Source organism: Flavobacterium soli DSM 19725, from assembly GCF_000422705.1.
Lineage (GTDB): Bacteria > Bacteroidota > Bacteroidia > Flavobacteriales > Flavobacteriaceae > Flavobacterium > Flavobacterium soli.
On sequence record NZ_AUGO01000001.1, the window covers coordinates 111611 to 125928 of the forward strand.

The 14318-nt window shown below is 34.9% G+C and carries 10 protein-coding genes and 1 tRNA gene; 5 read left to right on the forward strand and 6 right to left on the reverse strand.

Annotated features, from left to right (window positions below):
• Position 1: 1 nt before the first annotated feature.
• On the reverse strand, positions 2 to 466 hold the full coding sequence (gene rimP, locus G508_RS0100485; protein WP_026703482.1) for a ribosome assembly cofactor RimP: 465 nt from the start codon (positions 464 to 466) through the stop codon (positions 2 to 4).
• 171 nt (positions 467 to 637) lie between these two features.
• On the opposite strand from rimP, the gene G508_RS0100490 reads away from it, so the two are divergent.
• Entirely contained in the window at positions 638 to 1462 is an 825-nt protein-coding gene (locus tag G508_RS0100490) for a universal stress protein (RefSeq protein ID WP_026703483.1), read from the forward strand.
• A gap of 61 nt (positions 1463 to 1523) precedes the next feature.
• Here the strand turns inward: G508_RS0100490 and G508_RS0100495 are convergent.
• Positions 1524 to 1594: transfer RNA gene (locus G508_RS0100495), tRNA-Gln, on the reverse strand.
• A gap of 150 nt (positions 1595 to 1744) precedes the next feature.
• Between G508_RS0100495 and G508_RS0100500 the strand changes: the two genes are divergently transcribed.
• The gene (locus G508_RS0100500) at positions 1745 to 4951 is read left to right on the forward strand and encodes a glycosyltransferase family 117 protein (protein ID WP_026703484.1); all 3207 of its coding nucleotides are present in this window, start codon (positions 1745 to 1747) and stop codon (positions 4949 to 4951) included.
• An 89-nt stretch (positions 4952 to 5040) separates the two neighbouring features.
• Positions 5041 to 5685 carry a polysaccharide deacetylase family protein gene (locus G508_RS0100505; RefSeq protein WP_026703485.1) on the forward strand — a complete coding sequence of 215 codons (645 nt, stop codon included), beginning with the start codon at positions 5041 to 5043 and terminating at the stop codon, positions 5683 to 5685.
• On the opposite strand, the gene G508_RS0100510 is transcribed toward G508_RS0100505, so the two are convergent.
• The 4 genes from G508_RS0100510 to G508_RS0100525 all read right to left on the reverse strand — a co-directional run bounded on the left by G508_RS0100510 (position 5682) and on the right by G508_RS0100525 (position 11076).
• Positions 5682 to 5978 (reverse strand): thioredoxin family protein, encoded by a 297-nt coding sequence (locus G508_RS0100510; protein WP_026703486.1) that lies wholly within the window; start codon positions 5976 to 5978, stop codon positions 5682 to 5684. The genes G508_RS0100505 and G508_RS0100510 overlap by 4 nt on opposite strands.
• A 52-nt stretch (positions 5979 to 6030) precedes the next feature.
• The gene (locus tag G508_RS0100515; RefSeq protein WP_026703487.1) at positions 6031 to 7263 is read right to left on the reverse strand and encodes a metallophosphoesterase; all 1233 of its coding nucleotides are present in this window, start codon (positions 7261 to 7263) and stop codon (positions 6031 to 6033) included.
• Positions 7264 to 7344: 81 nt separating this feature from the next.
• Positions 7345 to 8088 (reverse strand): LytR/AlgR family response regulator transcription factor, encoded by a 744-nt coding sequence (locus G508_RS0100520; RefSeq protein ID WP_026703488.1) that lies wholly within the window; start codon positions 8086 to 8088, stop codon positions 7345 to 7347.
• Between the two features lie 45 nt (positions 8089 to 8133).
• Entirely contained in the window at positions 8134 to 11076 is a 2943-nt protein-coding gene (locus G508_RS0100525; protein ID WP_026703489.1) for a sensor histidine kinase, read from the reverse strand.
• Between the two features lie 73 nt (positions 11077 to 11149).
• On the opposite strand from G508_RS0100525, the gene G508_RS20465 reads away from it, so the two are divergent.
• Both G508_RS20465 and polA read left to right on the forward strand, forming a co-directional pair.
• Entirely contained in the window at positions 11150 to 11275 is a 126-nt protein-coding gene (locus tag G508_RS20465) for a hypothetical protein (protein WP_281170198.1), read from the forward strand.
• Between the two features lie 73 nt (positions 11276 to 11348).
• Positions 11349 to 14204, forward strand: a complete 2856-nt coding sequence (gene polA, locus G508_RS18350) for a DNA polymerase I (RefSeq protein WP_035693789.1) — start codon at positions 11349 to 11351, stop codon at positions 14202 to 14204.
• Positions 14205 to 14318 lie beyond the last annotated feature (114 nt).

Consider the following 14318-nt stretch of genomic DNA (forward strand, 5'->3'; position numbering starts at 1 on the left):
ATTAAAATATTACTGTAACAATTGCTTCTTTTATATCTGTGTATGGAATTTCCTGTCTTTTTTGAACAGTTTCCTTTCCTTTTCCTAATTTTTTAGGCTCTCTCGCTTCCCATGCTAATGTGATGAATTCATCATTTGCATCTACCAATTCTGCTTCAATTGTAGATTCTGCCAACTTTACGATTAGCATTCTGCCAATATTTTTTTTGTATTGGCGAACTAATTTTAAGGGCGAGCCTACTCCAACTGAAGCTACTTCTAAAGAAAAATCTTGTTCTTCTCGATCAAGATTATGTTCGATTGCACGACTCACATCAATACAATCCTGCAATACCACTCCGTTATCACCATCTAAAGTTACAATAATTTTAAATGCGTCGGTAATGGTTAGATCAATTAAAAAAATGGATGGCTTTTCTTGTAATCCTTCATTTAATAAATCGATAACTTTTTCTCTGAATGTCATAATTTTATAAAAAGAGGGAAGCATTGCTTCCCTCATTATTCAATTTTTAATAAATAACGGTGCAAATATAGTGTTTTTTTTATAAATCAAAAATGATTGCACATTGTTTAAAATATTCTTACCTTTAATTCATTAAAAAACAATTAAAACACCAACCCTTATCCTTTTTTTATGAAAAGAATTTTAGTACCCACCGATTTTTCCGAGCATGCTGAATATGCTATTAAAGTAGCGGCTCAAATTGCTAAAAAAAATAATTGTGAAATCTTCCTTCTAAATTTACTTGACTTGCCAACTCACATGAATGACGCGGTTAGTAGCGGAGTTAATATTCCTGAAGTAATGCTGTATTTAAGAAAAACTAATGAAAGGCTTGAAGAACTTAAAGATGCTCCTTTTTTCGAAGGACTACAAGTTACAGCCGAAGCTAGAATAGAAAGAGCTTTTGAAGGTATTGTAACGTATAGCAAAGAGCACAATGTTGACTTGATTGTGATGGGTTCTCACGGTTCATCCGGTTTTCAAGAAATGTTTATAGGATCTAATACTGAAAAAGTTGTTCGCGCATCCGACATTCCTGTTTTGGTTATCAAAAATGAGATCACAGAATTCAGAGCAGAGAATTTTGTTTTTGCTTCGGATTTCTCTGGAGAGATTAAAAAACCGTTCCAAAAACTGGTAGATTTTGCAAATCTATTTGATGCAAATCTAAATCTTGTAATGATAAACACTCCAAATAGTTTCAAAACGACGATTACTGCACAAAAAATCATGAGTGATTTTGTCAAGAATTTTGCAATAAACCGATACTCATTAAATATCTACAATGACGCAAATATCGAAAAAGGTATCATTAATTACTCCAACAGTGTTGATGCAGATTTGATTGGGATTTGTACTCACGGAAGAACTGGATTAGCTCACTTTTTCAACGGAAGCATTAGCGAAGATATTGTAAATCATGCAATAAGACCTGTTATTACTTTTAAAATTTAATTCAAAAAACATAACTTTTTGGCATAAAAAAAACCTCTCAATTTCTTGAGAGGTTTTTTTGTTGGTCTACTAGGACTCGAACCTAGAAAGACTGCACCAAAAACAGTTGTGTTACCATTACACCATAGACCAGCTTGCTTATTGCGAGTGCAAATTTAATACAAAAATCATCTCTCACAAATTTTTTGACAAAAAAAATTAAAAAATATTTTTTATCATTCCATTCCGCAAAAAAGCTTTTTCTTTGTAAACGGAAAAATAAAAACAAATCATTACATTAATATGATGACATTTAACTTCAAAAAATGGAACACAATTTTAGGATGGATCGCTTTTGCAATAGCTTTAGCAACCTATTCATTAACTGTTGAACCAACTTTAAGCTTCTGGGATTGTGGAGAATATATTGCAACTTCGGCAAAACTAGAGGTAGGCCATCCTCCGGGAGCCCCTTTATATCAAATGCTTGGAGCTTTCTTTGCAATGTTTGCCTTTGGAAACAATCAAATGATTGCATTAATGGTCAATATGATGTCGGTTTTTTCGAGTGCCTTTACTATATTATTTATGTTTTGGTCGTCGTCAATCTTATTAAAAAATCTGATTTCTAAATTTTCTGAAGTAGATCGAAACAATTCTATCGTTATTTTGGGTAGTGCTTTTGTTGGCTCGATGGCCTACACCTTTTCGGATAGTTTTTGGTATAATGCTGTAGAAGCCGAAGTATATTCGATGGCATCCTTATTTATCGCAGTTTTATTTTGGCTTGGTTTAAGATGGGAACAAGACATGGACAAGCCAAGAGGAAACAAATGGTTGCTTATTATTTCGCTTGTCATTGGACTTTCGTTTGGAGTTCACTTCATGGCATTATTGACTATCCCTTCTATCGGATTCTTATATTACTTCAAACATTACAAAACTGTTACCGTAAAAAACTTTATCATTGCCAACATTGTTGTTGTATCGGTTTTGCTGTTTATCTTCAAATTACTTTTGCCTTTAACAATGGGATTCTTCGGGAAAACCGAAGTTTTCATGGTCAACAGCATGGGATTACCTTTTGATTCAGGAACCATTTTCGTAGCCTTGTTATTTGTTGCTTTCTTTTATTTTGGTTTAAAATACACTAAAATGAAAGGATATATTCAAATCAACACTTTGTTATTAAGTATCTTGTTTATTCTTATTGGGTTTTCAACTTGGATGATGTTACCTATTCGTGCCAATGCAAACACCGTAATCAACGAAAATAAACCATCGGATGCAAGAGAAGTCTTGGCTTATTATAATAGAGAACAATATGGTGTAAACCCTTTGTTCTATGGTCCACAATTTACAGATACTTATGCAGGTTTAGACCCAGACACACCTTATCTTGATAAAGCTCCTAATTACGAAAGAGACTATAAAACAGGAAAGTATGTTATTGTAAACAATTATAAAAATGCCGAACAAAATAGTGATGACAGACACAAAGGATTCCTTCCAAGAATGTGGAGTACAGATCATGCTACAAATTATATGACCTTTACAAATCCAGTTGAGTTTAGAATCAATCCTGAATATGCTCATGAAAAAGAACTGGTTCAGATAATTGCTGAATTTAGAAAAGCCTTCAATCAGAGAGAAATTGATCTCGATGGCTATCATAAATTTCTTAAAAGCTACGGAGAATATCTGATTATTGAAAAACCTACCATGAGCGATAATTTAGGCTTCATGTTTGAATACCAATTTGGCTACATGTATTGGAGGTATTTAATGTGGAATTTCGCAGGAAGACAAAGTGACAACCAAGGAAAGTATGACAACCTTGACGGAAACTGGATGACTGGTATTAAATATTTTGATGAATTAAGACTAGGCTCTCAAGACAATCTTCCTTCTGACGTATTGGAAAACAAAGGACGAAATTTTTATTTCTTCTTACCTTTTATATTAGGCTTAATTGGTTTGATTTACCACGCCAATAAAGATTTAAAGAGTTTTTATGTACTTCTTGTATTATTCTTATTTACAGGATTGGCCTTAAAGATTTACCTCAACGAACGTCCATTCGAACCACGCGAAAGAGATTATGCTTTAGTTGGGTCGTTCTATGTATTTGCCATTTGGATTGGGTTTGGAGTGTATGCCATATATGATACTGTGAAAAATTGGCTACAGCCAAAAATTGCCGGACCAGTAGTTATTGTAGCTTCCCTATTGATAGCACCTGTATTAATGGGCTCTCAAAACTGGGATGATCATGATAGATCAGGAAAATATACTGCATTAGCAATGGCAAAAGCCTATTTGAGCTCATGTGAACCCAATGCGATATTGTTTACCATTGGCGACAATGACACGTTCCCGCTTTGGTATGCTCAAGAAATTGAAGGATTTAGAACCGATGTCCGAATTGTAAACACCAGCCTGTTCATGACCGATTGGTATATTGACCAGATGAAAGCGAAAGCTTATGAATCAGAGCCAATGCCTATTTCGTTTACACACGATCAATATGTTGGAGATAAATTGGATTACACACTTCACAACCCGAAAACTGAAAACCGCTGGGACATCAAGGATTTCTTGAATTTCATTGCAATGGATGACCCGAGAACGATAATCGAGATGAATAATGGTCAGAAAATACATTTCTATCCAACCAATAAAATCAGAATTCCGGTTGATAAAAATGCTGTTATTGCAAACAAAGTCGTGAGTCCAAAATTCTATGACTCAATCGTTCCTTACATTGATATTGATATCAAAGGACAAGCATTATATAAAAACCGACTGATGATGCTTGATATCGTTGCCAATAACAACTGGAAACGACCAATTTATTTCACAGGTGGAAGCTTTGGCGATGATGACTATATTTGGATGAAAAATTTCCTGCAATTAGACGGAATGGTTTACAAACTAGTTCCCGTGAAAAATGACATTGAAAAAATGGCAAGTCCTCTGGATATGGGTCAGATTGATTCAGATAAAATGTATGACATTGTGATGAAATGGGATTGGGGTAACGGCGAAAGTCCTAATATTTATCATGATCCAGAAACTAGAAAAAATAGCATCACCTATAGAACCAATCTTGCACGATTGATGGAACAGTTGATTAACGAAGGTAAAAACGACAAAGCCAAGAAAATTATTGACTTGGCGATGGAAAAGATGCCTTTGGAATATTATGGCTTTTACACCATGATCGAACCATTTGCAGCAGGATATTATGAAGTAAAAGAACCTGCTAAAGCAAGAAAGATCTTGACACAACTTATTGGAAAATACCAAGAGAATTTAAAATTCTATAGTAACTTGAAATCAAACGAACAGATGGAACTGTATGTTGAAATCATAACCGATATCGAAAGATACAGGGATTTATTATTGGTCATGAAAGAGCGAGGTGATATTGAATTCTATAACTCCAACAAAGCAGCTTTTAATTCCTATAATAAAATGTTTTCACGCTTTAAACGCGATAGCGAATAAAAAAAAACTAAATAAATCAAAATAAAATGCAGCGTTGTTGAAAAATAGCGCTGCATTTTTTATTTTTACAACCATACAAAAAACCCTCCATGAAGTTCTACTGGATCAAGACGCATTTCCTTATCAAGAAAATTTTTTCCGGATTTGTTTGGGATTTTCCTACTACTGAAAAAAAAGTATATTTGACCTTTGATGATGGTCCAACTCCTGAAGTAACTGAATGGACATTGGATCAGTTAAAACAATTTGATGCAAAAGCAACATTTTTTTGTATAGGCGAAAACATCCAAAAGCATCCCGAAATTTTTCAGAAACTTGTACAAGAAGGACATTCGATTGGAAATCATACCTTCAACCATTTAAACGGATGGAAAACATCAACAGAAAATTATATCGAGAACTTTAAACAATGTGAAGCCGAAATTCTAAAACAATTCTCAATCTTACATCTAAAATCAAAGCTTTTCCGTCCGCCTTACGGCAAGATAAAATTCGGCCAGTCCAAGATAGCGAAAGGCATGGGTTATAAAATCATAATGTGGGATGTGTTGAGTGCAGATTTTGACACGACAGTTTCACCAGAAAAATGTCTTCAAAACGTTATCAAAAACGCGAAAAGCGGAAGTGTGATTATTTTCCACGACAGTCTAAAGGCGTCTAAAAACTTAGAACATGCCCTACCGAAAACATTGGCTTTTTTAAAAGAAAATGGATATAAATGTGAAGCGATTTAGAGTTGCTCCTGAACCAAACCGATGATAGTATTAGCATCCAACTCACCCGATTGTCGCCAAACCATTTGTCCTTCCTTGTAAATCATCATGGTTGGCAATACTTTTATACGCAAAGCATCTGCCAATTCTTGATTTTTATCAACATCAATCTTGATCACTTTGGCTCTATCACCAAGTGCTGCAGCAACATCTCTGATAACAGGATGCATGGACACAGACTGTTCGTTCCACTCTGTATAAAAGTCGATTAGAACAGGGATTTCAGCGTTTATAAGTTCTCCAAATTTTGACATAAAAATGAATTTTTATAGTAATCAATTATACAAATGTAGCATTTTTAACGAATTATGCTACACTCTTACCTTTTTTTAGTTCGATGACTGTTATTTCTGGCCAAATCCCAACTCTTCCAGGATAGGCATGAAACCCAAAACCACGATTTACATACACGTATCTTCCCACATTTTCATACAATCCAGCCCATTGTTTGTAGATATATTGAACTGGACTCCACTTGAAAAAACCTGGGATTTCGATTCCAAATTGTAATCCGTGGGTATGACCGGAAAGCGTTAGATGATAATGTTTTTCATCATTTTTTACTTCATATTCCCAATGTGATGGATCGTGGCTCATTAAAATCTTGAAATCGTTTGACGACAATCCTTCGGATGCCTTTGCCAAATCTCCAGCTTGTTTAAAATTATGTCCCCAATTTTCTACCCCAACAATGGCAATTTTATCATTTCCTTTTTGAAGGGTTACATTTTCATTGAGCAACAACTTAAAATCGATGTGTCCATGAATATTTTTAATCGCTTCAAAATTATCAGCTTTATCTTTTTGAGAAGGCCAATTTACATATTCGCCATAATCATGGTTTCCTAAAACAGAATATTTTCCAAATGCAGGTGTTTTAATCCTTTTGAAGGTATCAATCCACGGATCCATTTCGGTGGCATGTGTGTTTACGATATCGCCTGTAAAAAGGATGATATCCGATTCTTGCTCATTTACCAAATCTATGGCATAATTTATTTTTTCATGATTATCAAAACTACCGCTGTGAACATCGGAAATTTGTGTAATCTTGAAACCATCAAAGGCATCGGGCAAATCCGGAAAATAAATGGCTTGCTTGATGACTTTGTAATTGTATTTTCCTTCGAAAATTCCGTAAATCAAAGAAGTAAAAGGAATTGCAGCAAGTCCTAATGCGATCTGGCTGATAAATTTTCTTCTCGACGGAATATTGCTAACATCAGGATCATTGTTTACGAAATATTTGATAGCACCAATTGAAAGCCGGAAAACATCTTCACCAAACATGATAATGGTCAGGACAATTTTTGGAATATAAATCAGTAAAAGCAATCCTAATGTAAAGAGAGATTGCTTGTTTTGTCCGACGGATCGATCAAAAGTGGTAAAAGAATAGATGATAAAAACAATGGCCAAAAGGCTTAGAACCTGATAAGAAATCAAAAAAGGCCTTGCCTTGATAACCGTTCTAAAAGCTTGAAAAGAATATATTTCTATAAAAAGAATGACGATGACAAAAATAATCCAACGAATCATTTACTATAATTTTATACAAATTAACAACTTCGGGAAATGATAGCGTTTTTTATTATCAAATATTTAACTAGTTATTCACCTTTAAAGCTTATGATCTTGGAATTTTTCGAGCATGGTACTCTTTTTATCCGAGGAAATAGAAAGTTGATCCCCGTTTTCCATGATCACGGTTCCGCCATCTTGTTTTAAAATTTTCTGAATTCTCGATAAGTTCACAATATGACTCCGGTGGATTCGCATGAAATTACCCATTGCCTCAAGCCGTTCAAAATCGGATATTTTCTTGGCAACCGTAATCCTGTGTTTGTCTATCGTATAAAAATGAGTATAAGAACCATCGGCCTTTAAATATAAAATATTTTGCAGGAGCAAAAAGGTAATCCCATCCCCTGTATTCAAAGCTACTTTTTTGTTTAACGGACTCTCGAGATTATTTTGTAAGACTTTCAGTTTTTCAAGGTCACTATTGTTTTCAACCACTTTGTTTAGTGCTTTTTCCAATGCTTCTACACGAACGGGTTTCAAGATATACCCAACAGCCGAAAGCTCAAAAGCATTGATAGCATATTCGCTAAAAGCGGTTACAAAAATGATTTTAAAGTTAATTTGACTTTCGTCAAAAAACTTCAAGAGCTCCAAACCCGAATAACCAGGCATTGCGATATCTAAAAAAACCAAATCAGGCTTGAATTGGTGAATCATTTTTACAGCATTTGGAACATCTTTGCTTTCACCAAGAATCTCCACCTGCGGAAAATTTTCTTCCAAAATACCTCTTAAAGCAAGCCTTGCGTTTATTTCGTCATCAACAATAATTGCCGTCATATTAAATTAATTAATCTAGGTTTAAAGATATAAAACTTCCCTGCATTATTCAGTTATAGGAATATAAATCTTGATTCTAGTTCCTAAAGGTTCTTCTAATTTTGATTTCTTATCAATTGTTTCGATATCTATCGTCACATCGGTAGTTTTATTGATCAATTTTACACGATTTTCTATTGCTTTTGTAGCAAATGAAATGTGTTTCTTTATCTTTTGATTGATCACTTCCGAAGCTTTTCTACCGATTCCGTTATCATCAATAGTGAAACACCATATATCATTGAGGATTTCTGCTTTGATTTCCAGTCTTTTGGGACCTTCTTTGTGCATCAAACCATGTTTTATCGCGTTTTCTACAAAAGGTTGAATAATCATCGATGGGATTGTATGTTGACTCAAATCGACATTTTCTGGAAAGGAGATTTTATATTCAAAATCATCCTCAAATCGAGCTTTCTCTAGAGAAACATACAAATCTATAGTTTCAAATTCCTTTTCGATAGTAACTTCATTTTTATCCGAACTGTCTAAAATTTTTCGCATCAAATCCGAAAATTTACCCAAATAGTCCGTTGCTCTATTTTTTTGATTGGAATAAATTAATCCTTGAACTGCATTTAGAACATTGAACATAAAATGTGGATTCATTTGAGACCGTAAAGCCGTTAATTGTGACAAGGCTAGCTGTTCTCTTAACTCCTGACTTTTTTTGGTCTTGATTTCGGCCCATCTATAAACCAAAAGGAGTAGTGCCAATAATCCTAGAAATGAAAGCCCCATAAACCAATACTGCAACCAAAACGGTTTATTGATTATAAAATTAATTTCTCGTGTGTTGGTATAATTATCACCAATTTTCACTCGGATTTCGAACTTATATTTTCCTGGATTCAATGCCAGATAGTTAATATTGTTGGTTTTTGAAGGTTGAGAATACCAAGTATCATCATAGGTTTTTAATCGGTATTCATATGTATAATCACCCAAACTTTTGAAATGTATAGTGCTAAACTTGATATTGATATTATTTTGGTCATGTGTCAAAACAAGATCTTGATTATAAGGTAGTTTTTTTCCATTTACAAAAAACCCCGTGAAATCAAATTGTGGCAAATTTTCATCTTCCACAATGTCTTTATCAAAATAATAGACACCTTGATTGGTTGCTAAACCTACGGTTTTGTTATCTACAAAAACATCATTAATTGTGATTCCTTTTATACACAGATTCAAAGCTGCATTTTTGACTTTTCTAGCCTTTAGATCAAAAAGATCAAAACCATTATCTGTAACAATCCAAAGGCTTTTTTCGTCAATTTCCATTCGTCTGCAATTATTGCTGGAAAGTCCGTTTTTTGTCGTAATCCTTTGAACAACTCTTTCATTTTGTATTTTAACAACTCCATTTTGTAAAGTAGAAATCCAAACCGATCCTTCTGCATCCTGCACCATTTCCGAAGCAATAATTTCCTTATTGTCTGGTAACTTTATTACGATTTCATTCCCTAAATTATCATATACATATAAACCATCAATATAGGCCACATAATATTTTCTTTCATATCGATCAAACAAAACACATTTTGCCCTTTTGTCTCTAAAAGTCAAAACTTGATTGTCATATTTGCCATAGGAAATCATTTTATATTTTGACAAAGGTTTTTCAAAATTGGGCATACCGTTCAGTGATTTTGCGATTAAACCCGCAAAATTTGAATTGGCAAAAAGAAAATTGCCTTGATCGTCTTCTACTATTCCTTTTCCCAAATAGATATTTTTAGTTATCATCGTTGGGTTACCGATCGTAAAAAAACCATAGGTTGTGAGAAGTTGGTTTCCTGAAAAACTGACAAATTCTATAGTGTTATCAGACTGTGTATTATAGACCAAAACTTTTTCACCTTTCGTATTAATCTCAATAATTTTTCCGTTACTTGTTCCTATAAAATAATTGCCATTTGGTCCTTTCGTAATTCGGGTATAATTTTTGTTGGAATATTCTTTTGCAAGGTCAAAATTAAAGCTCTTGATCTCTTTGTTTGGCATCAAATACAAACCTTCGTCTAGTGTACTAATCCAACTGTTGCCTTCATGATCTTTGACTATATCTGTTATTCTTTTCTCTTTTAAAAATCCCTCCTTAAATTTAAAATTTGCAACATCAATTTCATACAAGCCATTATTGGAACAAAGCCATAAACTGTTACCTACGCTACTTAATCTATTGAGAAAGATATTTTTCAAATCATCTGTCAGCTCGATTTTTCGATCACCAACGACACAATCATAATTCATAGATCTGTGATTGTAACACACTTGGCCTCGAAACAACTCTAGAATTTTAAAGCCATTTTTTTCTTCGGATAAGTCTATTAGCTTATCGTCAAGAAAAGTCAAAATCCTTGAAGCTGTTGACACATAGAGCTTTCGCAGATGATTATCATAGACCATCGACAAAAATCCATCAGCTTCGTTTTTTTGGAGTGAATAAACGAGCTTTGGATGCTGGCCTCTATAAAAAGTAAATATTTTATTTTGTGTAATAATCCAAACTTTTCCATTCGATATCACATAGTCAACAAAGTTTTCACCTTGCTTATGAAATATTGACTTTGCAACTGCATTTTCTTCAAGCAATTCGTTTTTTAATGTAAATAATTGATTGGCAAAATTCTTACACCAAATTACTCCGTCTCTGTCTTGCTGAATACTGTTGATGGCATTTCCAAGATTATCCTTATACTTGATTTGTTTAAAATTAACGCCATCATATGTGATCAATCCTTTATCAGTTCCCAAATAAAGTAAACCATCCGAGGCTACAAAAAGATCATAAATAACCTCTGACGGCAATCCTTCTAAAAAAGAAATCTTTCGAGTCAAAGGCTGTTGTGCCTGAAGTGACAATCCTAAAAACAGAAAAGCAACTACAAGAAATGTTGCAATCTTTTTTGAGTTCAGTTCAAAGTTGGGTAAAGTAAAAAACACTAATGATTAATTTGTGTATAAAATTAACTAATATGGTTAAACTACCTGCTTTTATTTTATGAAACTAGGTTTAATGTTCTTAAAAATTCGTTTTTCGAAAAATTTATCGATTGATTCTGAAACTATTTACAACTTTAAAATGCCTCTTGCCAAAACAATTAACACATTTACCATCAAATTCATCACAGGAAGATGGTAACCTATTTATTTATTGCCTTTGGTTTTCTTTTTGGTAGCTAAGTTTTGTATTTTTGAACCTTTAGAAAAATACAATTATGTCACAAAAACGCCTTTTCCTGCTCGATGCCTATGCCCTGATTTTTCGTGGTTATTATGCCTTTATAAAAAATCCTCGAATCAACTCAAAAGGGATGGAAACCTCTGCCATCATGGGTTTCATGAATTCCCTGATGGATGTTATCAAACGTGAAAAACCCGATCATCTCGCAGTTGCTTTCGATAAAGGTGGATCCGATGTGCGTTTTGAAATGTATCAAGAATATAAAGCCCATCGTGATGAAACTCCCGAAGCCATCAAGATTGCTGTTCCCTATATCCAGGAATTGCTAAAAGCGATGCACATTCCGATCGTAGAAAAAGCAGGAATCGAAGCAGATGATCTCATTGGAACACTAGCAAAACAAGCCGAAAAGGAAGGTTTTCAAGTGTTTATGGTCACGCCAGATAAGGATTTTGCACAGTTAGTTTCTGAAAATATTTTCATGTACAAACCCGCCCGAATGGGTAATGATATCGAGATTTGGGGTATTCCTGAAGTCTTAGCAAAGTTTGAAATCCAACGACCAGAACAGGTCATCGACTTCCTCGGGATGATGGGTGACTCTGCCGATAACATTCCTGGACTTCCCGGTGTTGGAGAAAAAACCGCAAAGAAATTCCTTGCTGAATATGGTAGTTTGGAAAATTTATTGGCCAATACACATCAGCTTAAAGGTGCCATGAAGGAAAAGATTGAAGCTAACAAAGAACTTGGTCTTCTTTCTAAAAAATTAGCAACTATCCTACTCGATTGTCCAGTGACTTTCGATGCCAACGATTATGAACTATCAAAACCGGATATCGAAAAAACCGATGCCTTGTTTCAAGAACTCGAATTCAGGCAAATGAAAGCCCAGTTCGATAAACTATTTGGCTCTGGAAAAGAATATGACGAAATTGATGCCAATGGAACTACTTCAGAAATTCCGCAAGCTATAAAAAAAGCTCCTGCCAAAAAATCAAATGAAGACCAATTCGATTTGTTCGGGTTTAGTGATGACAATCAGGAAACGACCCCTACAAATTCCTATTATGATACGCTAGAAAACACCTCCCATTTTTACCAAATTGTTCAAGGTGATTTGCCTATAAAATTGCTGTTGCAAAATTTATCCAGCCAATCCGCCGTTTGCTTTGACACCGAAACTACCGGAATCGACGCCCTAAATGCCGAACTCGTGGGTATGTCGTTCTCTTTCGAAAAAGGAAAAGGTTTCTACATTCCGTTTCCAGAGAATCAGGAAGAAGCTCAAGCCCTCATCGAGAAATTCCGACCGTTTTTTGAAAATGAAGCCATCGAGAAAATTGGACAGAATATCAAATACGACCTCAAAATCCTATCACGTTACAACATCCAAGTCAAAGGAAAACTTTTTGACACGATGATTGCACATTACCTCATCAACCCTGATATGAGGCATAATATGGATATTCTATCAGAAACCTATCTCAAATACAGTCCAAAATCCATCGAAACCCTCATCGGGAAAAAAGGTAAAAACCAACTCTCGATGCGAAATGTTCCCTTGGAAGACATCAAAGAATATGCAACCGAAGATGCCGATATCACACTTCAATTGAAAGAACATTTCCAACCGATTCTAGAAAAAGTGGGTACCAAAAAATTATTTGACGAAATCGAAATTCCGCTAATTCCGGTCCTTGCCGATATGGAAACTGAAGGTATTCGCCTTGATGTAGAATTCCTAAAAAAGATGTCACTCGACATGCAAAAGGAAATCGACGCCTTCGAGGAAAAGATTTATGAAACGGCTGGCGAAAAATTCAACCTTGCTTCTCCAAAACAATTGGGTGACATTTTATTCGATAAATTAAAAATTGGCGGAGCCAAACAAAAGAAAACCAAAACGGGCCAATATGCCACTGGCGAAGAAGTCCTGAGCTATCTAGCCAACGAACACCAAATTGTTAAGGACATCCTAGAATGGCGTCAGATGGTAAAACTAAAAAGCACCTATATTGATGCTTTGCCCAATCAAGTTGACCCCAAAACAGGTCGTGTTCACACTGATTATATGCAAACTGTTGCCGCAACAGGCCGTTTGAGTTCTAATAATCCCAACCTTCAAAATATCCCGATCAGGACCGAAAGAGGCCGTCAAATCAGAAAAGCCTTTATCGCCAGAGATGAAAATCATATACTACTTTCTGCCGATTATTCCCAGATAGAACTCCGAATCATTGCAGCACTTTGTGGCGAAGAAAACATGATCAAAGCCTTTCAAAATCACGAAGACATTCACAAGAGTACCGCTGCAAAAGTGTTCAATGTTCCTTTAGAAGAAGTAACTAAGGAACAACGAAGCCATGCCAAAACCGTAAATTTTGGAATTATTTATGGTGTTTCGGCCTTCGGACTGAGCAATCAAACCAATCTTTCAAGAAAAGAAAGTGCCGAGCTAATTGACGCTTATTATAAAACCTATCCTCGACTAAAATCCTTCATCCAAGAACAAGTAGATTTTGCCAGAGAAAATGGCTATGTCGAAACCATTTCAGGAAGAAGACGCTATTTGAAAGACATTAATTCTGCCAATGCCATCGTGAGAGGTGGTGCCGAACGAAACGCCGTGAATGCACCCATTCAAGGATCTGCCGCCGATATTATCAAGATTGCCATGATCAATATCCATAAGAAATTAAGTAAAGAAAACTGGAAATCCAAGATGCTCCTTCAAGTGCATGACGAGCTTGTTTTTGATGTCCACAACTCCGAACTTGAGAAGATTCAACCCATGATCAAACACGAAATGGAAAATGCGTTCAAGATGGCGGTTCCGTTAGATATTGAAATTGGTTTGGGAAACAACTGGCTTGAGGCACATTGATTTTAACAAAAAAATAAAAGTATTATTGCTACATTTGGTATCATTAAAACAATTAAAACAAACGCAACCTTTTAACATTTTTTTTATCTGATAAAAGGCTTGCTATGTAATATG